Raw genomic sequence first — 26,272 nt, 5'->3', positions numbered from 1 at the left:
CGAGCCAAAACAAAACGCCTGCGCATGACTCATGCGCAGGCGTTTTAATTTGCGGCGCGCCTGTCAAACAGCACACCGGACACCTCGTTATTTCGGCTGCATGCGGATCGCGCCGTCCAGCCGAATCACTTCGCCGTTGAGCATCGGATTGTCGAAAATCTGTTTGGCCAGCATCGCATATTCCGCCGGTTTGCCGAGGCGCGGCGGGAACGGCACCATTGCGCCGAGCGCGTCCTGCACTTCCTGCGGCATGCCGAGCAGCATCGGCGTTTCGAAGATGCCTGGCGCAATCGTCATCACGCGAATTGCGTTGCGCGACAGGTCGCGTGCGATCGGCAGCGTCATGCCGACCACGCCGCCTTTCGATGCCGCGTAAGCCGCCTGGCCGATCTGGCCGTCATACGCGGCCACCGACGCCGTGTTGATGATCACGCCGCGTTCGCCGTTCGCATTCGGTTCGTACTTCGACATGGCCGCGGCGGCGAGCCGGATCATGTTGAAGGTGCCGATCAGATTGATGGAGATGGTGCGCGCGAATGAATCGAGCGGATGCGGGCCGTCCTTGCCGACCGTCTTGATGGCCGGCGCGACGCCCGCGCAATTGACGAGGCCGCGCAGCGTGCCGAGCTTCGTTGCCGCTTCGACCGCTTGCGTGGCGTCGTCTTCGCGGCTGACGTCGCATTTGACGAACACGCCGCCGAGTTCCTTCGCGAGCGCGTCGCCGGCATCCTGATTCAGATCCGCGAGCACCACCTTGCCGCCGTTCTCCACGACGAGGCGCGCAGTGGCCGCGCCCAGGCCCGATGCACCGCCGGTGATCAGGAATACGTTGTCACGAATCTCCATGTCTTCTCCTTTGCTACGGTTCGGTAATGTGTCGATCGAGTATGTTTTGGACGATCGATTGTAGCGACTATGCTGCAACGCATAAAAGAAAGCGGCCGCGCGACAAGGCAGCGCGGGGCGCGCGGCACGCAACAAAAAACCCGCCGACATGGGCGGGTTCCAGCACAACGAATGCAGCGACGAGCGAGTTACTTCAACGCCTCGAACGCGCGTTCGCGAATTTCGTCGACGCTACCGAGACCCGAGATACGACGGTATTGCGGCGCCTTCAGCGGGGAGGCGGCATCGCCGTTCTTCGCCCAGTTGTTGTAGTACTCGATCAACGGCTTGGTTTGCGCCTCGTACACTTGCAGACGCTTCTTGACCGTTTCTTCCTTGTCGTCGTCGCGCTGGATCAGCGGTTCGCCGGTCACGTCGTCCACGCCTTCGACTTTCGGCGGATTGAACCTGACATGATACGTGCGGCCCGAGGCCGGATGCGAGCGGCGCCCGCTCATGCGCACGATGATCTCCTCGAATGGCACGTCGATTTCGAGCACGTAGTCGATCGCGACGCCGGCTTGCTTCATCGCTTCCGCTTGCGGGATGGTGCGCGGGAAACCGTCGAACAGATAGCCGTTCACGCAGTCGGGCTGCTGCAAACGCTCCTTCACCAGATTGATGATCAGTTCGTCGGTGACCAGTTCGCCGGCGTCCATGAAACGCTTGGCTTCGATGCCGAGCGGCGTGCCCGCCTTGACGGCCGCGCGCAGCATGTCGCCGGTGGAAATCTGCGGAATGCCGAATTTTTCCTTGATGAACGTGGCCTGAGTGCCCTTACCCGCGCCGGGCGCACCCAAAAGAATCAAACGCATGTGATATCTCCAGATCTATGTGAATTCTTTGGTGGCGCTGCGGCCATCCCGCGATTCGTGGGGGCCCGCATCGAACTGCCGTTCAAGTCTCGCGCTGCACATCGGCTATGACGGCGCTGCAAGACGGAAACGGTGCGACCGGGCAAACCCTCATTCTCGCTGCTTAACGGGAGGCGCCAGGAGGCGCGCACAACCGTCCGATTATGCCACGGGTTTTTACGCTCAAGACCCGAATAAAGCCCGCACGCGCGCGAGATCGGCGGGTGTGTCGACGCCGGGAAGCGGCACGTCGTGGGTCACGAGCACCGCGATCCGCTCGCCGTGCCACATCGCGCGCAGTTGTTCGAGCGCCTCGGCTTGCTCGATCGGCGAGATCGCGAGACTCGGGTACGTGCGCAGAAATTGCGCGCGATACGCGTACAAGCCGATATGCCGGTGGACGATCGCGGGCGCGGGCGGCGTGGGCATCGCGCCGACGCTGGGCCAATGCGGCTGATAGGCGTCGCGCGCCCACGGAATCGGCGCGCGCGAAAAGTAGAGCGCGACGCCGCGCGCATCGATCACGACCTTGACGACGTTCGGGTTGAAGATTTCGGCGGGGTCGGTGATCGGATGCGCGGCGGTGGCGATCGCGCAGCCGTTGCTGGCCGCGAGGTGCGACGCCACGCCGCACACGAGCGCCGGATCGATCAGCGGTTCGTCGCCTTGCACGTTGACCACGATCGTTTCGTCGCTCCAGCCGAATCGCGCCGCGACTTCCGCGAGACGGTCGGTGCCCGACGGATGATCGGCGCGCGTCAGCACGGCTTCGAAGCCATGCTCGCGGGCGGCGTCGAGGACCGACTGCGCGTCCGACGCGATCAGCACCTGGTGCGCGCCCGATTCGCGCGCGCGTTCGGCGACTCGCACGACCATCGGTTTGCCGCCGATGTCGGCGAGCGGCTTGTTGGGCAGACGGGTGGAGGCGAGGCGGGCCGGCACGACGGCGACGAACGGGGGAGGGCTGACGTTGGCGTGAGTCATCTAAAGACGGGCGGCGATAAGACGGGAATTAAGCGACCGCGCATGCAGCGGTCGCGGATGGGAAAGACGGCAAACGAGGACTGCGGACGCGGCGTGAAAACCTGGGTGGAGGCTCCGACCAGACGCGCGGACCCTGACGCAACCTGGCGGCGTTGCTCGAACCTGCCGCTCAAACCCGCGGGGCGCCGCGACCGAAGCAACCTCGCAAGCGCAACGCCGATCCCGCCAATTCAAGCCACGGAACCTGGATTCAAATCCACCGGCGTGCCTTCGACGGTCTGCCGCGCTTCGTCGACCAGCATGACGGGGATGCCGTCGCGGATCGGATAGGCGAGCTTGTCAGCGTTGCAAATCAATTCCTGCGCGGCGCGGTCGTAGCTGAGCGGGCCCTTGCAGATCGGGCAGACGAGAATTTCAAGCAGGCGAGCGTCCACGGATTTTCTCCACAACTAATGCAATGAGGCGATGATCGAGCGCGGCTTCGACCGGGACAACCCAGATGCGCGCGTCGTGCCAGGACCCCAATTTTACCGCATCCTTTTCCGTTATCAGGATGGCATCGGCGTCGACGTCGGTAAACGGATTGCGCTCGAACGCATAGTGATCGGGCAGCGCGCGGGTGGCGGGCGTGAGGCCGGCGGCGCGCAGCGTGGCGAAAAAGCGCTCCGGCGCGCCGATGCCGGCCGCGGCCAGCACGCGCTCACCCTGGAATTGCGCGAGCGGACGGCGCAGCGCGGGATTGTCGAGATGCCACGCGTCGGCGGGTGCGAGCCGCAGCGCGAAGGTGTTCGGCCACGCGGGCAGGCTGCGCGCATACGGATCGTTGATCAGCGTCGCGTCGCGGCGGCGCGACAGCGGCTCGCGCAACGGCCCGGCGGGCAGCAGAAAGCCATTGCCGCCGAGCCGGTGATCGAACACGACCACTTCGGCGTCGCGCGCGAGGCGGTAGTGCTGCAAGCCGTCGTCGCTCACGATCACGTCGACATCGCGATGCGCGGCGCACAGCGTTTGCGCGGCCGCCACGCGGTCTGGACAGACCCACACCGGCGCGCCGGTGCGGCGCGCGATCAGCAACGGCTCGTCGCCGCCGACGCTCGCCGTGGAAGCGGGCGTGACCGGCGTCGGCTGGTTCACGCGCGCGCCGTAGCCACGCGACACCACGCCGGGTTCGAAGCCCGCCGCGCGCAGTGCTTCGACCAGCGCGATCACGGTCGGCGTCTTGCCGGTGCCGCCGACGGTCACGTTGCCGACCACCACCACGGGCACGCCGACGCGCACCGATTTCAGCCAGCCGAGCGCAAAGGCGGCGCGGCGAGCGGCGGCGATTGCGCCGAACACGCAGGCGAGGGGCGTCAGCGCCCATGCAAGCGGGCCGCGCCGTTGCCATTCGCGCGCAAGTCGGGCCTCGAGACGGTCGGTGAGATTGCTCATCGGCACGCCGGATGAACGAGCGGCACGCCGTTCGTCGTCGTAAAGGACGGCGGCGTGGAGAGGCTAGGCGCAATACGCGGGACAGACATCAACGCGGTTCTCCTGGCGATCGAAAAATGAAGCGCAAATGAAGCTGCGGCGGCATCCAATGCAGTTGCGCCGCATGTCGCGCAATTGCCTGCCGATGGGCCGTACTGGCACGACCGGCGCAGCGTTCGGCATGCGGTCGAACCCGCCACTCTAGCGCGCGCGCGTCCCGCCCGGCAAGTCGCGTGCTTCACCGCCGCGCGGCGGACGAGCGCTTCAGCCGATGCGCATGGCCTGTGGATAACTTTGTGGAGAACCTGCCATCGAATGGGCTGGGAGGGCCGTCGCGAGCGCGACTTATCGGCAATCGTTCTCGTTATTGGGACGGAAACGCGATATAAATCAATGACATGCTTCGAATTCGCGCGCTCCGGCGGATGCGCCGGCGCTATTTGCCGAGCGCGTCCCGCCATGTGGACACTTTTAACAATTCAGCCGCCGTGCTGGACGACGATAGCCACTCGGTCTATCGTCTGTCCGGCCAGTCACGGATAGTCCCCGCATGAATCCCGAAAGTCCTTTTTCTTCGTCCGCCACGCCGGGCGGTGAGGTTGTCGTCCCCGTCTCCGCGCTCAATCGAGCGATCGGCACGATGCTCGAACGCTCGTTTCCGCTCGTCTGGGTGGTCGGCGAAGTGTCGAACTTCACGCGCGCCGCGAGCGGCCATTGGTATTTCTCGATCAAGGACGCGCAGGCGCAGATGCGCTGCGTGATGTTCCGCGGCCGGGCGCAGTACGCGGAGTTCACGCCGCGCGAGGGCGATCGCATCGAGGTGCGCGCGCTCGTCACCATGTACGAGCCGCGCGGTGAACTGCAACTGAATGTCGAGGCGGTGCGCCGCACAGGACAGGGGCGTCTGTACGAGGCGTTCCTGAAGCTGAAGGCGAAACTCGAAGCCGAGGGGCTCTTCGCCGCCGAGCGCAAACGCGCGTTGCCGGCGCATCCGCGCGCGATCGGCATCGTGACGTCGCTGCAAGCTGCCGCGTTGCGCGACGTATTGACCACCTTGTGCCGCCGTGCGCCGCATATTCCGGTGATCGTCTACCCCGCGCCCGTGCAAGGCGCGGGCGTGAGCGCCAAACTCGCCGCGATGGTCGACAAGGCGAACGCGCGGCGCGAAGTCGACGTGCTGATCATGTGCCGCGGCGGCGGCTCGATCGAGGATCTGTGGGCGTTCAACGAAGAAGTGCTGGCGCGCGCGATCGCGGAAAGCGCGATACCGGTGGTGAGCGGCGTCGGTCACGAGACCGATTTCACGATCGCCGATTTCGCCGCCGACGTGCGCGCGCCCACGCCGACCGGCGCCGCCGAACTCGTCAGTCCGCAGCGTGTCCTGTTGTTGCGCGAGCTCGATCACCGGCATGCGACGCTCGCGCGCGGCTTCGGCCGCATGATGGAGCGGCGCGCGCAACAACTCGACTGGCTCGCGCGCAGGCTCGTGTCGCCGAGCGAGCGCCTCGCGCGGCAACGCACGCATTTGCAGCAACTGAGCATGCGCCTCGCATCGGCGGGCGCGCGGCCGGTGCGTGACGCACGAGCGCGGTTTTCGTTGCTGCAGATGCGCTGGCAGCGTTGGCGTCCGGATCTCGCCGCGCATCAGGCGAAGCTCGGCAATCTCACGCAGCGGCTGGACGCCGCATTGTTGCGCCACCATGAACGTCAGACCGCTCGCATCGCAACGCTCGCCGCACGGCTCGAAGTGCTGAGTCCGCAGCGCACGCTCGAGCGTGGTTATGCGGCCGTGCTGGATGCGCAAAGCGGACGCGCGATACGCGCGCCGTCGTCGTTGAAACCGGGCCGGCGCCTGACGGTGCATCTCGCGGAAGGCGCCGCGGACATCGCGCTCGCCGATGTGCAGCCGCGTCTTACCGACGGTTTCTGACATTTCGCCGACAGGTTGCGGCAGCGGGATTTCGAGCTCTCGCATGGAGCGGGCACATGCGATGCGAGAGCACTCAATACGCTTTATTCACGGCGGTTTCACCCATGCCGTGCATAAAGTCCGTTGGTTTGCGGGGTTATTCCAACTCGCCTACAATCGAGTGCTCTATAGCGTTATCCGCAGACTCCCCACAACAGATACAGACAGAAGGAAAGCACCATGGAACATACGCTCCCGCCGCTGCCGTTCGCGAAAAACGCACTCGCTCCGCACATGTCGGAAGAGACGCTCGAATTTCACTACGGCAAGCATCACCAGACCTATGTGACCAACCTGAACAATCTGATCAAGGGCACGGAGTTCGAGAATCTGTCGCTCGAAGAAATCGTCAAGAAGTCCTCCGGCGGCATCTTCAATAATGCGGCTCAAGTGTGGAACCACACGTTCTTCTGGAACAGCCTGTCGCCGCAAGGTGGCGGCGCGCCGACCGGCGCACTGGCTGACGCGATCAACGCCAAGTGGGGTTCGTTCGACAAGTTCAAGGAAGAGTTCGCGAAGACCGCGGTCGGCACCTTCGGCTCGGGCTGGGCATGGCTGGTGAAGAAGGCAGACGGTTCGCTGGATCTCGTGTCGACGAGCAACGCCGCCACGCCGCTCACGACCGACGCAAAAGCACTGGTTACGATCGACGTGTGGGAACACGCGTACTACATCGACTATCGCAATGCGCGTCCGAAGTTCGTCGAGGCATACTGGAACATCGTCAACTGGGAATTCGCGGCGAAGAACTTCGCGTGAGATTGCCGGTGAGCTCAAGTGCGGCGCGCTAAACAGGCTGGGCAATCCAGACGCGGCGTTGCACGGTAAAGCTCGATAGCTGATAAGAAGGCCCTCGAATGCGAGGGCTTTTCTTTTTGTGGCGCCGGATCTGGAGTGTTATCGGGAGCGGGATTCGTCAGTAGAACCGTCCGGCCAACGCTCGCCGGACGGCGTCGTGAAGCGCGTGGCGACGCATCTTTGTCACAGTTAGTAACGACAACCGCATGCAGAGCAACGCGTGCACCAGCACCCCAGCCGACGCGCGCGACTTTCGCGCAAGCCCCTGGCGGCGCGTGTAGCGCGGATGAAAAACATACGGTAACCATCTGGTAAACATGCTTCACGTGGATTGGCCTAACGTATGTTTCTCATCCCATGCAAGCTGCGCCACCATGATCTCAAGTCTTAAACCGATGCGCGTCGCGTTACCTGTCGGCGCCGTCGCACTCGCGTTCCTCGGCGGTTGTGCGGTAGTGCCGCCGAGCGGTCCCTCCGTGGTCGCGCTGCCGCGCAGCGGGCAGTCGCTCAACCAGTTCCAGCAGGACGACTACGCTTGCCGCGATTACGCCTACCGTTCGTCCGACGCGACCGGCGCGTCGCAAGGCTCGACCGCGAACAGCGTCAACAGTGCCGCCGTCGGCACGCTCGGCGGCGCTGCGGTCGGCGCACTGATCGGCGCGGCAGCCGGCAACGCCGGCACGGGCGCGGCCATCGGCGCGGGCAGTGGCCTGCTGCTCGGCGGTGCGGCCGGCGCGAACGGCGCGCAGTATTCGGCCAATAGCCTGCAGGCCCGGTATGACGCCGCGTACGCTCAGTGTATGACGTCGAAGGGCAACACAATCTCGCAGCCGCAAATGCCGGTCTACGTGCCGCAGCCGGTCTATGCGCCTCAGCCGGTGTACGTCGCGCCGCCGCCGCGTTACTACGGGCCGCCGGTCATGTACGCCCCGTATCCGTATTACTAACGAAACCTGGTGCAACACGTTCACGACACCGATGATCGCGCGCGGCAAAAATACATACGGGCCACCAACGGCGCGGCGGTATTCCGCTTACGGTGATGCGGCGCCGCGCACATCACGCAAACCGGACGCTTACTCCGCGTCGCTCGTCGCCGCGGTCTTACGCGGACGGCGGCTGCGCGGCGCGGTTTTCCGCGCGGCCTTTTTTGCAGGCGCGGGCGCCTGTTCTTCCCTGACGGGCTGCGCCGGTGCTTCAGCGGGCGCGGCGATTTCCGGTATCTCGTCGATTGCTCGCGGCGCGTTCTTTCTCGCCTTTTTGGCTGCCGTCTTGCGCGGCGTGCGTTCGTTGCGACGCTTGGGCGGCGCAGCGTTCGCCGGCTGCTCGCCGGTGTTCTCCTCGTTGACCGGTTCGACTGGCGCGTTTTCCGCTTGCGCCCACGGCTGCGCCCACTGCTCTTCCGGCTGCTGAGAAATCGGCTCGCTGCTCGTGGGCGCATGCCAGTGCGCTTCTTCGGCTTGAGCTTGCGCGCTCTCGCCGTGTTCGGCCGACGTGCGTTCTTCGTGAACGGCTTCCTGCTGACCACGTCCTGTCTTGCGATTGCCGCGACCGCGCCGGCGTGATTCGTGTTTGCCGCTCGACTCGGCGATCGCCGCTTCGGCAACCTGCGCCTCGTACAGTTGTTCCGCCGATTCCGCCGCTTCGCTCGACTCGCTCGCGTGTTCGCCCGCTACGTTCGCCGCCGTGCTCCGATACACGTAGGCGCCGGATTTCTCGTCACGGCCGAACTCGAGCAGCCCGCGCGCATGCGCCTCTTCCAGCAGATTGCCAAAGGCGCGAAAACCATAGTACGTCTCGTTGAAATCCGGCTTGCGGCGTTTGATCGCGTTCTTCAGCACCGAAGCCCAGATCTTGCCGCTGTCGCCACGTTCGGACGCGAGCGCGTCGAACGTTTGCACTGCGATTTCGACCGCCTTGGTGCGGCGCTTTTCCAGGTCTTCCTTGTTGCGGCCTTTCTCTTCGTCGGGCGAGCGTTTGGCCGCCGGCTGCGCCGCTTGTTGCGGACGTGACGACTCGCGTTTGGCGACCGTGCGCTGACTCTCGCGCACGAGGTCGTCGTAGAAGAAAAACTCGTCGCAATTCGCAATCAGCAGATCGGAAGTGGACTGCTGCACGCCGACGCCGATCACCTGCTTCGCGTTCTCGCGCAGCTTCGACACGAGCGGCGAGAAATCCGAATCGCCGCTGATGATGACGAACGTATTGACGTGCGATTTCGTATAGCAGAGGTCGAGTGCGTCGACCACGAGCCGGATGTCGGCGGAATTCTTGCCCGATTGGCGCACGTGCGGAATCTCGATCAATTCGAAATTGGCCTCGTGCATCGCGCCTTTGAAGCTCTTGTAACGGTCCCAGTCGCAATACGCTTTCTTCACGACGATGCTGCCCTTGAGCAGCAGCCGTTCGAGCACCAGCTTGATGTCGAACTTGTCGTATTTCGCGTCGCGCACGCCGAGCGCGACGTTTTCGAAGTCGCAGAATAGCGCCATGCTGACGGTTTCGTTGGATGACGCCATATATCTCTCCATTGAAGCGAACGTCGAATTCGACGAATCGCGATCATGATAGCGATTCCAGCGAGGGTGATCAGCTTTTGTGTTCCAGGCGCACCGATGCGGCAAGCGAAAGCGTTCCGGCAGCGAGCGTTTTCCCGCGAAAATTCAGGCGCGGGAGAATCGTTTCGCGAAGCCCGCTTCCGTTGGCGGAACCGCAGGGCGGACGTGCCGCGCTACATGTGCTGATGACGAGTCATGCCGGCGAGCGCCGCGCGGCTTTCCAGCACGTCGTCGATCAACCCGTACGCCTTCGCGCCCTCCGCCGACATGAAGTTGTCGCGATCGGTATCGCGCGCGATCTCCTCGACGCTGCGCCCGGTGCGTTCGGCCATCATGCCGTTCAGGCGTTCACGCAGATACAGCACTTCCCTTGCCTGAATCTCGACGTCCGCAGCGGTGCCCTGGCTGCCGCCGGACGGCTGGTGAATCATGATGCGCGCATTCGGCAGCGCATACCGCTTGCCGCGCTGGCCCGCGGTGAGCAGGAAGGTGCCCATGCTTGCGGCGAAGCCGGTGCATAAGGTGGACACCTCCGGCTTGATGAACTGCATGGTGTCGTAAATGGCGAGGCCGTCGTACACGGAGCCGCCCGGCGAATTGATGTAAAAGGAAATATCCTTGTCGGGGTTCTCGGACTCGAGAAACAGCAACTGCGCGACGATCAGGCTGGCTGACTGTTCGTTGACGGGGCCGACCAGAAAGACGATGCGCTCGCGCAGCAGACGCGAATAGATGTCGTACGCGCGCTCGCCGCGCCCGGACTGTTCGATGACGGTGGGCACGAGGCCGAGGCCGGTGATCTGCGAATAGTTGAAGTGCATGAGTTGCCCCAGGTGATGCGGCGCCGCGCCGATAGCCGTAGCGGCACCTGATTCGAAAGGGCGCACGAATTGCGCCGCTTGTTGTCCTTATGACGAGGCGGCGAGATCCGGCGTGACCGAAATATTTTTGCGCCGAGCTGTCACATCGGACGGTGCCCAGCCGTCAAGCTGAGAGATGCCGGCAGCGTTTGCCGGCAGCGTCGCGCGCCCCGACAAACCCGCAGGCGGCGCGCCGCGTCTTTTCACCACGCACGATCTGGAGGTCTACCCATGACGAAACAAGAAATCGACAAGGCATCCAGTTTCGAGGCCGCGCGCGCCCGCCTGCTCGCGTTGGCGTACCGCATGTTGGGCAGCCGCGCCGAAGCGGAAGACGTGGTGCAGGACGTCTGGCTCAAATGGCATCTCGCCGATGCGCGCGAACTGCATACGCCCGCCGCCTGGCTCACCACGGTCGCCACGCGCGCGGCGATCGACCGGTTGCGGCATGCGCGGCGCGAGCGCGCGTCGCAAGCCGCCGGCTGGTTGCCGGAGCCGTGGCTCGACGAACTCGCGCCCTCGGCCGAGGAACTGGCCTTGCGCGCGGCGGACATGTCTTATGGCGTGATGCTGCTGCTCGAACGTCTGAAGCCCGACGAACGTGCGGCGTTCGTGTTGCACGAAGCGTTCGATTGCGACTACAAGGAGATCGGCGCGATCCTCGAGCGCACGCCGGCTGCATGCCGGCAGATCGTCCATCGGGCGAGAGAGCGCTTGCGGCGCGCGGGTGCGCCGATCGGCCGGCCCGACCCCGCCGCCCATGCGCGGATCGTGGAGCGCTTGCGCACGGCGTTGGAGGCACAAGACAGGGCCGGCTTGCTGCGCCTCTTTAGCGACGCCCCGGAAGTCGTCAGCGACGCGCCGGTGTGCGCGCGCGAACCGGCAGTGACGGGCTGGATGGACAAGGTGACGTCGCTCGCGCGGCAGGCGAGCCATGCGGAGGTGCTGTCGATGGAGGGCGCGATGTGTATCGCGTTGCTTTCCGAGGGCGAGGTGGTCGGCTTGATCGAGGTGTCCACGAATCGCTTCGCGGACGGCTCGGCGAAGATCGTCGCGTTGCGCGTCGTGACCAGCGTCGCGCGTTTGCAGGCAACCAACCGTGTGCTGGGCCGCCCGGCTGTCACCCGATTGCTCGCGCGAATCCAGCACGGCCCGGTAGCCGTGGCGGCCCCGGCGGGCTCAATGGCGGTGCCGGTCTAAGTGGCCTGGGCGGCGGGCGGCCTTGGTTGGCCTGCTGGGTAGTTCCGTTGCGCCACCCCTCCTGGCGGCCCCGTTTCCGCAGCCGCCTCGATTACGCGGAGCCGCTACTTCCAGTTGATGTCGACGCATAGCACCTGGGTGCCGTGCGGCGTGTGCGCGGCGATCGAGGCCGTCACGCACAGGTGTGCTTCGTTGATCGACAGATAGGGCGGCGTGAGATGCACATGGTCGGGCAGGCGCATCGCCTGGATAAAGTAGGGCCGGCGCTCCCAGCTCGCGCCCTCCGAATGCAGCAGCGGGCGAAAGCGCTTGGCACGTTGCGAGGCGCGCCCCGGCGGCAGCAGGTTGTCGCCGATCTGCCGGCCTGAACCGTCGAGTACGAAGCAGCGCGCCGTTTCGCCGAGCGTGAGCAGCGGCGCCGTCGCGCGGGAAACCGGCTCGCCCGCGACGAGTTGCGCGGCCGCGGTTTCCAGCGCCGTCACGTAGGGGGCGAGCCGCGCGGACTGCGCGCGTTCGCGTTCGGTCACGCGCTTGCGCAGCGCCGCGGAGAGCGAGTCCATCAAACCGGCCGCCGCTTGCGGCTTGACCGGTTCCACGCTCGGACCCGCGAAGAACGCGCCTTGCACGAAGTCCACGTTGCATTCCAGCGCGATCAACGCGTCGCGCTCGGTGGTCAGGCCGCCCATCAGCACCAGTTGGCCGGATTCGTGCAGCAGCGAGACGAGGCCCGGCAGCACGCGTTCGATATGCGAGTGTTCGCTGGCCTGCGCGAGAATGCAGCGGTCGAGCGTGACGATGTCCGGCCGCAGGTTCCATACGCGGTCGATATTCGAATGCTTCGCGCCGAAGCCGTCGAGCGCGATCAGGAAGCCGGATTTGCGCAGCGCGTCGATGATCTCGGCGAAGCGGGTGGTTTCGCCGCCGGCCTGCTCGGATACCTCCAGCACCACGCGCTGCGGCGGCAAACCCATCGCCTTGAGGCCGGCAAGCAGCGCGTCGCCGTAGCTGGTGTCCATCAGCGCGGCCGGATGAAGGCTCAGGAAGAGCCATTCGTCGTGACTGTCGAACGCGTTGAAGTTGCCCAGATGCAGCGATTCGGCGAGCCGTCCGAGTTCCAGCAGATCGCCGCGCCGGGCGGCTTGCGTGAACACTTCGTGGGAGGGCACTTGCAGCGCATGTTCGTCGTGGGCGCGCAGCGACGCGTGATAACCGATCGCACGCCGGTGCGATACCGAGAAAACCGGCTGAAACACGCTGAAAACGGTGTAGCCGCCGTACAGAACAGTGCGCCGCGAGCCTTCATCGCCGGCCATCGGGCGCGGCGGCTGGAAGCCGGGGGGATCGAGTTCGATCATGCTCATCATGTCAGTCGTGTGTTGGTGGCGGCGCGCTTGCCTGCTCGGCCCGGGTCAGCACGCGCAAAGCATAAGTTTATAGGATAGCCAGCAAGAACTATGCGAGTGCTGAGACACAGCCTCCGTGCGCGCCCGTCACGCTTGCAAGCGTCGATGGGGCGTCAGCGCGGGCGCGAAGGCGATTGTTCGCACTTCGCTGGTGCGAGGCTCGCCCCGTTGCGGTTCGTCGGCGGCTCCTTGGCGGTTCGTCCGCCGCTCGCGTCGCAAGATCGTCGGCGGCTCGTCAGCGGCCCGCGTCGCAAGATCGTCGGCGCTTCGTCAATGGCTCGCATCGCAAGATCGTCGGCGGCTCCTCAACTGTTTTCGTCACAAGCTCGTCAGCGGCTTATCGCCGGTTCATCGCTCATTCATGAGCGCGCCCGCGCAAGCATCAAGTGCGCTCCGATGGATCGGTCTTTTTCGCCGGCGTGCGGATGTCCGGCGACAGTTGCGCGAAGATCCACGACGAGCCCGCCGTGATGATGCCCACAGCTAGAAAAGTGGCATGAAACGCGGGCAGCGAGTTGGCGGCGGTCACGCGCGGCAGCAAGCCGGTGAAGGTGGCGAGCAGGGCGCCGGCCACCGTCACGCCGAGGCTCATCGAGAGCATTTGCACCAGTGAGAACAGGCTGTTGCCGCTGCTCGCGCCGCCGGTGCCGAGGTCCTTGAGCGTCAGTGTGTTCATCGCGGTGAACTGCATCGAGTTGACGCCGCCGAAGAACGCCAGTTGCACGAGCCGCAGCCACAGCGGCTGGCCCGTGCTGGTGAGCGCGAAGCTGGCCATCGTCAAGCCGACCAGCACCGTGTTGACGATCAACACGCGCCGATAGCTGTACTTCAGGATCAGCGTCGTCACGAGGCGTTTGGACGCCATGCCGGCAGCCGCTACCGGCAGCATCATCATGCCGGCCTCGAACGCGCTATAGCCGAGACTCACCTGCAAGAGCAGCGGAATCAGGTACGGCATCGCGCCGCTGCCGATCCGCGCGAACAGATTGCCGAGCAGGCCGACGCTGAACGTGTGAATCTTGAAGAGGTCGAGCGAGAAGATCGGCGCGGGCTCGCGCACCGCATGCAACCCGTATGCAACGAAACAGGCGAGGCTCAGAATCAGCAGCACGAGCACCGTGGCGTGCTGAATGCCGAACTCGGTGCGGCCGTCGAGCGCGAATGAAATCGCCACCATGCCGACGATCAGCAGCAGGTAGCCCTTCATGTCGAACTTGCCGACGTTTTCGTTGCGGCTATCCGGCATGAAGATGAACGTGGCGATGCAACCGACGATGCCCACCGGCACGTTGATCAGAAAGATCCAATGCCACGAGGCGATCTTCACGAGCCAGCCGCCGAGCGTCGGGCCGATCAACGGACCGATCAGGCCCGGAATCGCGACAAACGACAAGGCCGGCAGATAGCGTTCCGCCGGAAAGGTGCGCAGCACGGCCAGCCGTCCGACCGGCAGCAGCATCGCGCCGCCCACGCCTTGCACGATGCGAAAGACCACCAGTTGATTCAGCGTATGCGCGTTCGCGCACAGCAACGAACCGACCGCGAACACGAGAATCGCGCTGAAGAACACGCGCCGCGTGCCGAACTTGTCGGCGAGCCAACCGGACACCGGGATCATGACCGCCATCGTCAGCGAATAGGCGATCACCACCGATTGCATGCGCAGCGGCAACTCGCCGAGGCTCGTCGCCATCGCGGGGAGCGCGGTGTTGACGATCGTCGCGTCGAGCGTCTGCATGAAGAAGCCGGTGGCGACCAGCCACAGCATCACGGTGAGCGAGCGGGCCGATGGCGTTGCGGAGATATCGGCGAGGGGCGGAGTCGGCGTGGACATGGAGAGCGGTTAGGCGCGCAGGGGCTGGCTGGGACTCGCCATTCTAGGGAAAAGCCCGGCCCCGCGCAGGCGCCGTGCCCTTGCGATCGCGCAAGTCAGCCGCGCAGATCCGGCAACGCCGCCGCAGCACGGAAGAACGCCTGGGCACGCGGCTCGTTGCCGAACGCCGCGTGAATCCTGATCCACGGGCTCACCTCCATGCTCGGGCGGAAGTAGTTGCCGGGCGCCACCGTCACGCCCAACGGCGCACCGCATTCCACCAGCCGTTGCGCGTCCTCCACATGCGGCACGCGCGCCCACAGAAACTTGCCGCCGACCGGCTTCTCGAACAGTTCCCAACCCGCGTCTTCCAGCGTCTGGATGGTCGAGCCGAGCGCGTCGCGCATGCGGCGGCGCAGGCGCTCCAGATATTTGCGGTACGCGCCGCGCTCCAGCAGCGATACCGCGACCGCTTCGGCAAAGCGCGAACCGCCGATGCTCGTCAGCATCTTGATGTCGACCAGATCCTTGATGATCGCGTGGCTCGCCACCACGCAGCCGATCCTCAGCGACGACGACAGCGTCTTCGAGAGCCCGCCGATGTAGATCACGTGTTCGAGCTGGTCGAGGGTCGCGAGGCGGTCGGTGGGGTCGGCCTGGAAGTCGGCGTAGACGTCGTCCTCGATGATCGAGAAGCCGTGCTCGCGCGCCAGTTGCAGCAGCCGGAACGCCACGGGCGGCGCGACCGTGGTGCCGGTCGGATTGTGGAAGACGGTGTTGATGAAGAACAGCTTGGGCCGGTGCAGCTTCAACTGCGCCTGCATCACCTCCAGATCGGGACCGGTGCGGGTGCGCGGAATGCCGACCAGTTTCACGCCGTGCAGCTTCAACAGGCCGTACAGGTTGTAGTAGCCGGGGTCCTCGACGAAGATCGTGTCGCCCGCCTTGAGCATGTAGCGCATCAGCAGATCGAATGCCTGGCTCGCGCCGTTGGTGATCAGGATTTGCGACGCGTCCGCGTGAATCCCCAACTGGCCGATGCGGCCTTGCAGATGCTCGCGCAAGGCGACGTTGCCGAGCGGGGTGGCGTAGTCGACCATGCTCGCCGGGTCCGTGCGAGAGACGTGACGGATCGCCTGCGCGATGCCGTCCGTGTCGCGCCAGCTTTCGGGAATGAAGCCGCTGCCGAGCTTGAGCGTCTCGCCCGGATGGTTGAACTGCTGGAGGAGATGACCCGATTCGTCCTCGGCGCGGCGCGGGTCCGAGCTGCCCTGGCACGGCGTGTTCGCCGGCTGGCGATCGGCGACGTAGAAGCCCGAGCCGTGGCGCGAGTCCACGTAGCCGAGCGAGACCAGCCGGTCGTAGGCCTCGATCACCGGAAAGCGGCTCACGCCGTAGTCGGCCGCGAACTGGCGGATCGACGGCAGCTTCGAGCCGGGACGCGCGGTGCGCGAGCGGATCCACGCGGTGACGCCTGTGACGATCTGCTCGGTGAGCGGCACGCCGTTGTCGCGATCGATTGAGATGTCGAGTTTCATGCGGTTCTTTCCTTCGCCCTGGCCTCCGGCGCGCGCGAAGCGTTCAGCCCGCGTGGCGGTTTTGTCACGCGCAGGCGTCGCCAACTGTCTGGTTTTTCGACTGAACAGTTCCGATGGAACTGTTCGGAACTGTGCATGGGTTTCCGATGATCGCACGTCAATAATCAATTCAACGGAAAAGTTCTCTGAAGGAGGAAGCGATGCGTGAAGTCCGGATTTTCGAATTGGAACATGGCGAGCCCGCGGCGGCCTGGCGTGTCGCGCGTCCGTCGATCTTCAAGGTGATCTCGGGCGAGATCTGGCTGACCGTGGAAGGCGACAACGAGGATCATTGGCTCGCAACGGGGCAGGCGATCGAGTTGCCGCGCAAGGCGGTGGCCTGGGTCAGCGCCGGGCAGACCGGCGCGCGTTTCGCGTTGGCGAGCGGCTCGGAGCGGGCGGCCACGAGTCCGGTGCTCGATTTGCCGGTGTTGCGCTGGCTGCCGCGCTGGTTAGGCGTTGCCTGACAATGGGCCGTGGTGACGCGATCGCCACGCGCTCACATCTCCCCGATGTACCGCGCGCGCGGCCGGATCAAGCGGCCGTCGCGCGTCTGTTCCATTGCGTGGGCAATCCAGCCGACTACCCGGCCCGTCGCGAACAGCGTGAAGGCTGCGCCGGCCGGCAGAGCCAGCACCCGCTCGATGGCGGCGAGCGCGAAGTCGAGGGTCGGCTCCGCGCCTGTTGTGTCCCGTACCGCGCGCGCCAGCGCGAGCACTTCGCCGAGCGGCGAGCGGGCCGGCGCACAGTCGGCCAGCATCTGAAGCAGCAGTCGCGCGCGCGGGTCGCCCGCGGGATAAAGCGGATGGCCGAAGCCCGACAACACCGGCCCCTGCGCGCGGTGTTCATCGCGCGCGAGACGGTTCGCCAGATAGCGGTCGAGATCGGCCGAGCGCGACGCTTCGTCGCACAGCGCGGCGATGCGCGCGGTCTCGCCGCCGTGACGCGGCCCGGCCAACGCCGCCAGGCCGCCCGCCACCGCGCCGAACAGATGCGTGCCCGTCGACGTGATGCAGCGAACCGTGAAGGTCGACGCGTTTAGTTCATGGTCCGCGCAGACGACCAGCGCCGCGCGCAGCAGCCCGGCCTGCTGCCGGTTGCGCACATGCCACGCTGAAGCCAGTTGCCGATGCAGCGGCTCGTTCGACGGCGCCGCCGAGATCATCGCGGCCGCCAGCAGCCGCATGACGGCGCAGGCATTGTCGAGTTCGGCGTCGCGGCCGAGCGCCCATACTCGCGGCATCTGCGCCGCAGCGGCCGGCAGCAGCACGAGCGCGCGGTCGAGCGGCGTGCTGTCGCTCCAGAGTTTGAGCCATGCCGCCCACTGCGCATTGCCGAGCGGTACGGCGGGCGCATCGGCAATGCGCCGCGTGCCGCATTCCCACAGCAGTGCGGCGACATCTTCCAGCGATGCCGTGCGCGCCAGCTCCATCGCGTCGTGCCCGCGATACAGCAGACGGCCCTCGGCGACCAGTGTGATCGACGATTCGAGCACCGGCACGCCCCAGTCCAACACCTTTTGCGCGACCTTGCCGGCGCGCTTGCCGTCTTTCTTGCGCCGCGCGAGGCGCCGCACTTCGCCGGCGTCGTAAAGCCGGTGCTTGCCTTGCGCGTCCGTATTCGGTGACGAACTCAGCATGCCGCGGCTCACATACGCATACAGCGTGGGAAGGCTGACGCCGAGCTCGGCGGCGGCTTGCGGCGCGGTGAGGAAAGTCGATGTCGGCATGGCGAGAAGCAAAAACCCAAGAAATCAGTATATGTTGATTATCATAATCAAGATTGATCCACGCGGGACGAAAACCTAGACTCGGTGCACCTCCTTTGACTTTGGTGCAACGCCATGACGCCTGAACTCGCGCTCGAACATATCTGGACCGTCGCGGGGTGCGACCCGGCGGCGCTTCGTTCGGTCTCGCTGACCGGCGCCGATCCGGGCCTGCCGTCGGTCTATCGGGTCGGCACGCTCGCCTCGGCGACCATCGCCGCGACCGGCCTCGCCGCGGCCGAATACCGGCGCTTGCGTAGCGGGCGCGGGCAACACGTCACGGTCGAGATGCGGCGCGCGCTGGCGTCGTTTCGCAGCGAACGCTATTTGCGCATCGACGATGGGCCGCCGCCCGCCTTGCGCGATCCGGTGACGGGCTTCTACGAAACGCGAGACGGCCGCTGGATTCAACTGCATACGAATTTCGCGCATCACCTGCACGGTGTGTTGAAGGTGCTCGGCTGCGAGAACGATCGCGCCGCGGTGGCCGAGGCGATTCGCGGCTGGGATGGCGCGGCGCTCGATCAGACGCTCGCCGACGCGGGCTTGTGCGCCGCGCTGATCCGCTCGCCCGACGAGTGGGCCGTGCTCGACCAGGCGAAAGCGATTGCGGGACTGCCGTTGTTCGAGATCGAGCGTATCGGCGACGCGCCGGCCGAGCCGCCGCGAGAGGGCGGCGTGGATCGTCCGCTGACGGGTGTGCGCGTGCTGGACCTGTCGCGCATCATTGCGGGGCCGGTGGCCGGACGGGCGCTCGCGCAGCACGGCGCGGACGTGTTGATGATCAACGGGCCGCACTTGCCGAACATCGCGCCGCTCGTAATCGACAACGGACGCGGCAAGCGTTCGGCACTGCTCGACCTGCGCGACGCGGCTGGACGCGACACCTTACGCGGACTCGCCGGCGACGCCGATGTGTTCTTGCAGGCGTATCGCCCCGGCGCTCTGGCGGCGCGAGGCTTCGGTCCCGACGCTCTGGCGCGCGTGCGGCCCGGAATCGTTTATGTGTCGGTCTCAGCCTACGGGCACGAGGGGCCGTGGGCTCGTCGGCGCGGGTTCGACAGTCTCGTGCAGTCGGCAAGCGGCATCGCTTTCACTGAACGCGAGGCGGCAGGCGCGGATGAGCCCCGGCATCTGCCGTGTCAGGCGCTGGACCACGCGACCGGCTATCTGGCTGCCTTCGGCGCGATGGCCGCGCTGGCCCGACGCGCCACCGAAGGCGGCAGTTGGCATGTCAGAGTCTCGCTCGCGCAGACCGGCCGATGGTTGCAGTCTTTTGGCTTGCTTGCCGACGGCTGGAAAACGCCCGACGTTTCCATCGACGATGTGCGGGATTGTCTCGGGACCGTGCAATCCGAATTCGGCCATGTTCTGGCCGCGTTGCCCGCTGAGCGCCTCGATGAAACGCCTGCTTTTTTTGCGCTGCCGCCGGCGAGGGTCGGCGCTCACGAGGCCAAATGGGTATGACGCTTGATTGACGGTTCGGCGCTTCGCGGGCGGCGTCGCGCCAGTCGGCATGACGGTGCGCTTGCCCGCAAGCGCCTCGAAGTCACAACGCTTACTTCCTCAACTCCGCCACGAAATCGTAGTAATCGTTGCGGCAGTACGTGTCGGTCAACTCGATCGCCCGCTGATCGGCGGTGTAGCCCACGCGCGTGATCAACAGCAGCGCCTCGTTGGGGGCGATGCTCATCTGCTGTGCGATTTCGTCGCTCGCGTTCACCGCGCGAAAATGTTGCAGCGCGCGGACGATCGTCAGTCCGCGATTTTCCAGGAACGTGTACAGCGAGTCGCCGATCGCCTGCGGATCGGGAATCACCGCGGCGGGGAACGTGGAATTCTCCACCGCCATCACGATGCCGTCGGCCAGACGCAAGCGCCGCAGCCGGGTCACCGCCGCCGCCGGCGACAAACCGAGCTGAATCACTTCATCGCGGTTAGCCGGCGAGATTTCGCGCGACAGCCACGTCGAACTCGGCGTAAAACCGCGCCGCCGCAGCATTTCGCTAAAGCTCGACAGACGCGACAGCGGATCTTCGTAGCGCGGCGTGATGAAACTGCCCGCGCCTTGAGTGCGCCGGATCAAACCCTGCTCGACCAGTAACGCAATCGCCTTGCGCGACGTGATGCGCGAGACGCCGAGCGCCTCGGACAACACGCGCTCCGAAGGCAGCGCTTCGCCCGCGTTCCAGCGGTTCTCGTGAATCGCCGTGCCGAGCTTGCGAGCGAGTTGCAGATACAGCGGCGTGTCGTTTTCCGGGTCCGGGCGCAGATCGCGCCAGCGGTCTTCCGAGGCAGAGGTCATGGGGCTCACGCAAGAAGGGCAAGCGGCAATTCTAAGACATCGGCGCGCCGTTGTTATAGCGGGCTTTTGCCTGGTGGCCGATGCGAGAGCCGGGCAACGGCTAAACTCGTCGCTATGATTTCCGTAGCATGCGGCGTGAGCGTTCGCTTGAGCCGCTGCATCTTCATACGCATTCGGACCACGCCTTACCGTCCATTCAATTCAGCCACTTCAAGGAGTCAGCATGACGAGCGAGATCGCAAGCGTGAGCCTGCCCGACGGCGAGCGCATTCCGAAACTGGGGCAGGGCACCTGGGAGATGGGTGAACAGCCGGCGCGCCGAGCCGCTGAAATCGCCGCGCTGCGCTGCGGCGTCGACCTGGGCATGACGCTGATCGACACCGCCGAAATGTACGGCGACGGCGCGACGGAATCGCTGCTTGCCGAAGCACTGGCCGGGTTGCGCGAGCAGGTGTTTCTGGTCAGCAAGGTGTATCCGCACAACGCGAGCCGGCGCGGCGTCATCGCGGCCTGCGAACAGAGTCTCAAGCGCCTGAAAACGGATCGGCTCGATCTGTACCTGCTGCACTGGCGCGGCTCGGTGCCGCTTGCCGAAACCGTCGAGGGGTTCGAGGCGCTGCGCCGCGCCGGCAAGATCCGCCATTGGGGCGTCAGCAACTTCGATACCGACGACATGGAAGAACTGCTCGCCACGCCGGGCGGCGACGCGTGCTCGACCAATCAGATTCTCTACAACGTCGCGCGCCGCGGGGCGGAATTCGATCTGCTGCCGTGGCTCGCCGCGCGCAAGATGCCGACGATGGCTTACAGCCCCGTCGATCACGCCCGTTTGCCGAAACGCTCGCCGCTCGACGACATCGCGGGTGCGCGCGGCGTTTCGGTTGTTCAACTGGCGCTCGCGTGGGTGCTGCGCGATCACCGCGTGTTCGCGATTCCGAAGGCGGGCCGCGTCGAGCACGTGCGCGCCAACCACCTTGCTTCGCAACTGCAACTCGATGCGGGCGAACTCGCGGCTATCGACGCTTACTTCAAGCCGCCGCGCGGCAAGCGTCCGCTGGAAATGCTTTGATGAGCGCGGCGCAACGTTGAGCGGCTCGCCGCGCGCGCGTTATCAATTGCAACTGTGATGCATGTGCACGGAACCCAGCACGGCGACTTCGGCGGGCGTGTGCTTGAGCGAGTCTTCGTTGACCTGGGCGGCGTCCGCGACGAATTCCTCGACGATCGACGACACCTGCGCGTTGCGCAAACAGAGCGACACACGCTGCGTTTCATTGGCCGGCAGCGACACGCGCTGACCGAGGAACAGCACGCCGTACTGATAGCCGTGGATGATGCCGCGGATCGCGCCGACGCATTGGCCCTGCGCGACGTTGTCGTTTTTCTTCTTGCAGGTTTGCACGAGCGAGTAGGCGGAAAAGCTGGGATCGACCGGCGGTGCCGCTTGCGACAGCGTTTGCGGCAGCGGCTGCGCGGCTTGCGCCGGGGTTTGCGCGGGTGCGGGTGCCGGAGGTTGCGCCGCGGTTTGCGCATGAGCGAGCGATGCGAGGCCGAGAGCGGCGGCCATCACGAGGCCGGTGGCCGCGCGCGCGGCAAGGCGGGGGACGTTTCGTTGCATGTTGTGGTGCCCTCATATCGAACGTTGAATCTGATATGAGGCAATCGCGCCGGTTTGGTTCCGGTCAGACGTAGGCGCTATTCGTTGCGCGCGGCGCTTTCCGATGGGTTTCCCGAGCCGTCGCCGCCGACCTTGCCTGCGTCGTCGCGTCTTGAGGCGGCCTGCAGGACGCGCAATTCATCGACGGGGATATGGCAGCGGATGCGATGCGTGGCCCGTCGACCCGCGTCGCCTGAGCCGGACCCCGCCTCGAGAAACGGCGGGTCTTGCTGCTCGCAGATCGCGCCGAGCTTGCGCGGACAGCGCGTATGGAATACGCAGCCGGACGGCGGCGACGCCGCGCTCGGCAGATCGCCGGACAGGCGGATGCGCGCGCGGCTTGCGCGAGCGTCGAGCGTCGGCACGGACGACAGCAGCGCTTCCGTATAAGGATGCTGCGGCCCGTCGAACACGGCGGCGGCCGGCCCGATTTCCAGCAGCCTGCCGAGGTACAGCACCGCGATGCGGTCCGACAGATAGCGCACCACGTGCAGATCGTGCGAGATGAACACATAGCTCACGCCGCGCTCGCGTTGCAGATCGGCGAGCAGGTTGAGAATGGCCGCCTGCACGGAGACGTCGAGCGCGGAAGTCGGCTCGTCGCATACCACCACGCGCGGCTCGCCGGCAAACGCGCGCGCGATCGCCACGCGCTGCTTGAGCCCGCCGGACAGTTGCCGCGTGCGTGAGCCGAGGTAGCGTTCGGGCAGGCGCACGGCCGCCGTCAACGTGGCGAGCCGTTCGTCGATCGCGGGGCCGCGCAGCGCGGTGAGGCGCGACAACGCGCGGCCGATCAGCCGCTTTACCGAATGCGCGCGATTGAGCGCCGAGTCGGGATTCTGAAACACGATCTGCAACGACTTGACCTGCTCGTCGTTGCGTCGCGTGACGCGCGCGGCGAGCGGCGCGCCGTCGAGTTCGAGCACGCCGCCGGCGTCCGGTGCGAGCAAGCCGAGCAGCAGCTTCGCGAGCGTCGTCTTGCCGCTGCCCGACTCGCCGACGAGGCCCAGCGTCTCGCCGCTCGCCAGGTCGATCGAGACATTGTCCACCGCGCGCAGCGGCGCGCCGGATACGTGGAACGTCTTCGACAGTTTTTCCGCGCGCAGCACGATGTTCGCGCGGCCGCCGTTTGTCGCTGTCGCGGCATTGCCGTGCTCCGCCAACGACTCGGCGCTCGCGCGCGGCAACTCGATCGCGCGTTCGTGGTAATGGCAGCGCGACATCTGATCGCCGTGCGCGGCGCTCACCCGATAGGGCGGCGGCGCTTCGCGGCGGCAACGGTCGTCGGCGAGGCGGCAGCGATCCGCGTAAATGCAGCCTTGCGTGACCGAACCCGGCGAGGGCAGGCTGCCCGCGATCGTATCGAGCCGCTCGGTGTCCTTGCTGCGCCCGGTGGTCGGCAAGCAGCGCAGCAACCCGACCGTATAGGGATGGCGCGGCCGCGCGAACACATCCTGCGTCGCGCCTTCCTCCACCAGCTTGCCCGCGTACAGCACGCCGACGCGCTCGCACATCCGCCCGATCACCGCGAGGTTATGGCTGATGAAGAGCACGGCCGTGCCGAGCTCCTCGCGCAACTGCGCCACGAGGTCGAGCACTTCGGCTTCGACGGTGGCGTCGAGGCCGGTGGTCGGCTCGTCGAGAATCAGCAGCGCGGGGTTCGAGGCGAGCGCCATCGCGATCACCACGCGCTGCTGCATGCCGCCCGATAACTGATGCGGATAGCTGTCCATCACGCGCTCGGGCGCGGCGATGCGCACGCGCTTCAGCATGTCGAGCGTGCGCTCCACGGCTTGCTCGCGCGAGACGCCGGCGGCCTCGAACGCTTCGGTCACCTGGCGCGCGATCGTCAGCGATGGATTCAGCGCGCGCCCCGGGTCCTGGTAGACCATCGAAATCGCGTTCGCGCGCATCGTGCGCAACGCGTCGGCGTCGAGCTTGTGCACGTCCTTGCCGGCGATCACGATCTTGCCCGCCTTCACCTTGCCGTTGCGCGGCAGATAGCGCAGCGCCGCCATCGCGACCGTCGATTTGCCGCAACCCGATTCGCCGACGAGACCATACGCCTCGCCGCGACGCACGCGAAACGAGACGTCTTGCAGCACTTCGCGATCGCGTCCGCGAATCCGGTACGTGACCGTCAGGCCGACGACGGTCAGCGCATCCGTGCGGTCGCTCTTCGACACGTCGAAGGCGGGGAACGAGGCGGGCGGCGGGCCGTTCATCGGTCGAGCACTCCTTGCACGCTGTCGGCGATCAGGTTCACGCCGACCACCAGACTGGCGATTGCGCCGGCCGCGAACACCACGGTCCACCACGCGCCGCCCGCCATCAGCGTGTACGACTCGGAGAGCGCCAGTCCCCAATCGGCTGAAGGCGGCTGAATGCCGAAGCCGAGGAACGACAGCGTGGCGACCGCGAAGATCGCATAGCCGAGTCGCACGGTCGCCTCGACGATGATCGGCGGCAGCACGTTCGGCAGGATCTCGGCGAACATGATGTACGGCGCGCGTTCGCCGCGCAGTTGCGCGGCGGCGACGTAGTCGAGATGCCGTTCGGCGAATACGGCGGCGCGCACGGTGCGCGCGGTGATCGGCGTGAAGGTGACGCCGATCACGAGAATCACGGTGAAGTTCGACGCGCCGACGGCGGCGAGCGCGAGCAGCGCGACGATCACGAGCGGCAGCGCGAGCACGGCGTCGATCGCGCGGCCGACCACGTTGTCGACCCAGCCGTCGAAGTAGCCGACGATCAAGCCGAGCGCGGTGCCCGCCAGCGTGCCGAACAAGGTGGCGAGCGGCGCGATGGTCAGGATGTCGCGCGCGCCGACGATCACGCGCGAGAACACGTCGCGGCCCAGTTGATCGGTGCCGAACCAGTGCGTGCGATCGGGCGGCATCAGCGAGTTGAGCGGATCGGATGCATACGGATCGATCCGCACGAGCCACGGCCCGGCGATCGCGCAGACAATCCAGCAGCCGACGATCAATACGCCGATCACGAAGGTCGGCGAGCGCAGCAGCACGCGCAACTGATCGAAGCGCGGCTCGGCGACGGCACGCGGCGCGGCCGGCGGAACGATGGTGCTCATTCGGCGCTCCTCACCCGCAGCCGCGGATTGAGCAGCACGTGCAATGCGTCGGCGACGAGGTTGGCGACGGTGTAGACCACGCCGATGGTCAGCACGCCCGCTTCGAGCATCGGGAAGTCCTTCGCCTTGGCGGCGTTGTAGATCAGCGAGCCGATGCCTTGATAGTGGAACAGCGTCTCTACGACAACCAGGCCGCCGATCATGTAGCCGAGCTGCGTGGCCGCCACGGTGATGGTCGGCAGCAACGCATTGCGCAACACGTGCCGCCAGATCACGATGCGGCGCGGCAGGCCCTTGAGGATCGCGGTGCGCGTGTAGTCGGCGTCGAGCGCCTCGACGGTGCCCGCGCGAGCCATGCGCGCGATGTAGCCGAAGAACACCAGCACCAGCGGCAACACCGGCAGGATCAGATAGCGCAACTGTTCGAGCGCGCCGGCGTCGGGCGGATACGACGCCTCGATCGGCAGCCAGCGCAGCCACACGCCGAACACCAGGATCAGCACGATCGACGAGACGAATTCCGGCACCACCGTCGCCGACAATCCCACGATGCTGATCGTGCGGTCGAGCCAGCGCCCCGCGTGCATCGCCGACCACACGCCGCCCGCGATGCCGAGCGGCACGACGACGATGAACGCGAGCAGGCCGAGCTTGGCCGAATGCGCCAAGGCGTCGGCGATGAACGGCCCGACCGGCTCACGGTACGCATACGAGAGCCCCATGTCGCCGCGCACGAAATGCGAGATCCACTCGATGTATTGCGTCATCAGCGGACGGTCGGCGCCGAGTTGATGATTGAGCGCGGCGACCGCGCGCGCGTCGGCAAGCGGGCCCAGCACCGCGCGGCCGATGTCGCCGGGCAGCAACTGGCCGCCCGCGAACACGATCACCGAGAGCAGCCACAGCGTGATCAACGACAAGCCGACGCGCGTCGCCAGAAAGCGCGCGACGCGGCCCGCGTTGCCGTTCGAGCCGGGGGAGGCGGAAGGGGGCACCGTGGTCGACATCGTGATCTCCAGCCGGGAAAGCACCGTGCGCTCATGCGTTCGAGCGCTTCCGCGTCAAAGCGCATCTGCGTTC

23 protein-coding genes are annotated in these 26,272 nt (G+C 66.0%); 7 read left to right on the top strand and 16 right to left on the bottom strand.

Features of this window, described 5'->3' with window-relative positions; all coding sequences use genetic code 11:
* Positions 1-87: 87 nt before the first annotated feature.
* From CUJ90_RS14580 to lpxK, 5 genes are all read right to left on the bottom strand, one after another.
* On the bottom strand, positions 88-846 hold the full coding sequence (locus CUJ90_RS14580; protein ID WP_114163577.1) for a 3-hydroxyacyl-CoA dehydrogenase: 759 nt from the start codon (positions 844-846) through the stop codon (positions 88-90).
* Positions 847-1,034: 188 nt separating this feature from the next.
* Positions 1,035-1,700: an adenylate kinase gene (gene adk / locus CUJ90_RS14575; RefSeq protein ID WP_073427000.1), complete on the bottom strand. Its 666-nt coding sequence runs from the start codon at positions 1,698-1,700 to the stop codon at positions 1,035-1,037.
* A gap of 222 nt (positions 1,701-1,922) precedes the next feature.
* On the bottom strand, positions 1,923-2,723 hold the full coding sequence (kdsB, locus tag CUJ90_RS14570; protein ID WP_114163117.1) for a 3-deoxy-manno-octulosonate cytidylyltransferase: 801 nt from the start codon (positions 2,721-2,723) through the stop codon (positions 1,923-1,925).
* 230 nt (positions 2,724-2,953) lie between these two features.
* On the bottom strand, positions 2,954-3,157 hold the full coding sequence (locus CUJ90_RS14565) for a Trm112 family protein (protein WP_007180583.1): 204 nt from the start codon (positions 3,155-3,157) through the stop codon (positions 2,954-2,956).
* Positions 3,138-4,154, bottom strand: a complete 1,017-nt coding sequence (gene lpxK / locus CUJ90_RS14560) for a tetraacyldisaccharide 4'-kinase (protein WP_114163116.1) — start codon at positions 4,152-4,154, stop codon at positions 3,138-3,140. Before lpxK ends, CUJ90_RS14565 begins: the two co-directional genes overlap by 20 nt.
* 589 nt (positions 4,155-4,743) lie before the next feature.
* On the opposite strand from lpxK, the gene xseA reads away from it, so the two are divergent.
* The 3 genes from xseA (at position 4,744) to CUJ90_RS14545 (ending at position 7,907) form a co-directional block, all read left to right on the top strand.
* Positions 4,744-6,123 carry an exodeoxyribonuclease VII large subunit gene (gene xseA, locus CUJ90_RS14555; RefSeq protein ID WP_114163115.1) on the top strand — a complete coding sequence of 460 codons (1,380 nt, stop codon included), beginning with the start codon at positions 4,744-4,746 and terminating at the stop codon, positions 6,121-6,123.
* A gap of 219 nt (positions 6,124-6,342) precedes the next feature.
* Positions 6,343-6,921 (top strand): superoxide dismutase [Fe], encoded by a 579-nt coding sequence (sodB, locus tag CUJ90_RS14550; RefSeq protein WP_073427004.1) that lies wholly within the window; start codon positions 6,343-6,345, stop codon positions 6,919-6,921.
* 413 nt (positions 6,922-7,334) lie between these two features.
* Complete coding sequence (locus CUJ90_RS14545; RefSeq protein ID WP_073427005.1) at positions 7,335-7,907, top strand: glycine zipper family protein; 573 nt, start codon at positions 7,335-7,337, stop codon at positions 7,905-7,907.
* A 129-nt stretch (positions 7,908-8,036) separates the two neighbouring features.
* On the opposite strand, the gene CUJ90_RS14540 is transcribed toward CUJ90_RS14545, so the two are convergent.
* Complete coding sequence (locus CUJ90_RS14540) at positions 8,037-9,479, bottom strand: NYN domain-containing protein (RefSeq protein ID WP_114163114.1); 1,443 nt, start codon at positions 9,477-9,479, stop codon at positions 8,037-8,039.
* Positions 9,480-9,691: 212 nt separating this feature from the next.
* Positions 9,692-10,339, bottom strand: a complete 648-nt coding sequence (gene clpP, locus CUJ90_RS14535) for an ATP-dependent Clp endopeptidase proteolytic subunit ClpP (RefSeq protein WP_073427007.1) — start codon at positions 10,337-10,339, stop codon at positions 9,692-9,694.
* Positions 10,340-10,609: 270 nt separating this feature from the next.
* Here clpP and CUJ90_RS14530 point away from each other — a divergent pair, with 270 nt between their 5' ends.
* On the top strand, positions 10,610-11,578 hold the full coding sequence (locus CUJ90_RS14530; RefSeq protein ID WP_114163113.1) for a sigma-70 family RNA polymerase sigma factor: 969 nt from the start codon (positions 10,610-10,612) through the stop codon (positions 11,576-11,578).
* A 104-nt stretch (positions 11,579-11,682) separates the two neighbouring features.
* On the opposite strand, the gene CUJ90_RS14525 is transcribed toward CUJ90_RS14530, so the two are convergent.
* From CUJ90_RS14525 to CUJ90_RS14515, 3 genes are all read right to left on the bottom strand, one after another.
* Positions 11,683-12,939 carry an EAL domain-containing protein gene (locus tag CUJ90_RS14525; RefSeq protein WP_073427223.1) on the bottom strand — a complete coding sequence of 419 codons (1,257 nt, stop codon included), beginning with the start codon at positions 12,937-12,939 and terminating at the stop codon, positions 11,683-11,685.
* A gap of 424 nt (positions 12,940-13,363) precedes the next feature.
* The gene (mdtD, locus tag CUJ90_RS14520) at positions 13,364-14,815 is read right to left on the bottom strand and encodes a multidrug transporter subunit MdtD (protein WP_073427009.1); all 1,452 of its coding nucleotides are present in this window, start codon (positions 14,813-14,815) and stop codon (positions 13,364-13,366) included.
* A gap of 95 nt (positions 14,816-14,910) precedes the next feature.
* Positions 14,911-16,332, bottom strand: coding sequence for an aminotransferase-like domain-containing protein (locus CUJ90_RS14515; protein WP_114163576.1), 1,422 nt, complete (start codon positions 16,330-16,332; stop codon positions 14,911-14,913).
* A gap of 200 nt (positions 16,333-16,532) precedes the next feature.
* Between CUJ90_RS14515 and CUJ90_RS14510 the strand changes: the two genes are divergently transcribed.
* Positions 16,533-16,838, top strand: coding sequence for a DUF2917 domain-containing protein (locus CUJ90_RS14510; RefSeq protein ID WP_114163112.1), 306 nt, complete (start codon positions 16,533-16,535; stop codon positions 16,836-16,838).
* Positions 16,839-16,870: 32 nt separating this feature from the next.
* Here CUJ90_RS14510 and CUJ90_RS14505 read toward each other — a convergent pair whose 3' ends face one another.
* Positions 16,871-18,100: a citrate synthase family protein gene (locus CUJ90_RS14505; protein WP_114163111.1), complete on the bottom strand. Its 1,230-nt coding sequence runs from the start codon at positions 18,098-18,100 to the stop codon at positions 16,871-16,873.
* Between the two features lie 114 nt (positions 18,101-18,214).
* On the opposite strand from CUJ90_RS14505, the gene CUJ90_RS14500 reads away from it, so the two are divergent.
* A complete protein-coding gene (locus CUJ90_RS14500) occupies positions 18,215-19,606 on the top strand; it encodes a CoA transferase (RefSeq protein ID WP_114163110.1) in 1,392 nt (463 codons plus the stop codon).
* A gap of 91 nt (positions 19,607-19,697) precedes the next feature.
* On the opposite strand, the gene CUJ90_RS14495 is transcribed toward CUJ90_RS14500, so the two are convergent.
* Positions 19,698-20,444 (bottom strand): GntR family transcriptional regulator, encoded by a 747-nt coding sequence (locus tag CUJ90_RS14495; RefSeq protein WP_114163109.1) that lies wholly within the window; start codon positions 20,442-20,444, stop codon positions 19,698-19,700.
* A 223-nt stretch (positions 20,445-20,667) separates the two neighbouring features.
* Here CUJ90_RS14495 and CUJ90_RS14490 point away from each other — a divergent pair, with 223 nt between their 5' ends.
* On the top strand, positions 20,668-21,513 hold the full coding sequence (locus tag CUJ90_RS14490) for an aldo/keto reductase (RefSeq protein WP_073427015.1): 846 nt from the start codon (positions 20,668-20,670) through the stop codon (positions 21,511-21,513).
* Positions 21,514-21,555: 42 nt separating this feature from the next.
* Here CUJ90_RS14490 and CUJ90_RS14485 read toward each other — a convergent pair whose 3' ends face one another.
* The 4 genes from CUJ90_RS14485 to CUJ90_RS14470 all read right to left on the bottom strand — a co-directional run bounded on the left by CUJ90_RS14485 (position 21,556) and on the right by CUJ90_RS14470 (position 26,199).
* Positions 21,556-22,062, bottom strand: coding sequence for a Rap1a/Tai family immunity protein (locus tag CUJ90_RS14485; protein ID WP_114163108.1), 507 nt, complete (start codon positions 22,060-22,062; stop codon positions 21,556-21,558).
* Between the two features lie 77 nt (positions 22,063-22,139).
* A complete protein-coding gene (locus CUJ90_RS14480) occupies positions 22,140-24,326 on the bottom strand; it encodes an ABC transporter ATP-binding protein (RefSeq protein ID WP_114163107.1) in 2,187 nt (728 codons plus the stop codon).
* Positions 24,323-25,192, bottom strand: a complete 870-nt coding sequence (locus CUJ90_RS14475; RefSeq protein ID WP_114163106.1) for an ABC transporter permease — start codon at positions 25,190-25,192, stop codon at positions 24,323-24,325. Before CUJ90_RS14475 ends, CUJ90_RS14480 begins: the two co-directional genes overlap by 4 nt.
* Positions 25,189-26,199, bottom strand: coding sequence for an ABC transporter permease (locus tag CUJ90_RS14470; protein ID WP_114163105.1), 1,011 nt, complete (start codon positions 26,197-26,199; stop codon positions 25,189-25,191). Before CUJ90_RS14470 ends, CUJ90_RS14475 begins: the two co-directional genes overlap by 4 nt.
* Positions 26,200-26,272 lie beyond the last annotated feature (73 nt).

Origin of the sequence: Paraburkholderia terricola (assembly GCF_003330825.1) — a bacterium.
Classification (GTDB): domain Bacteria; phylum Pseudomonadota; class Gammaproteobacteria; order Burkholderiales; family Burkholderiaceae; genus Paraburkholderia; species Paraburkholderia terricola.
This window is presented reverse-complemented; position numbering and strand designations above follow the sequence as displayed.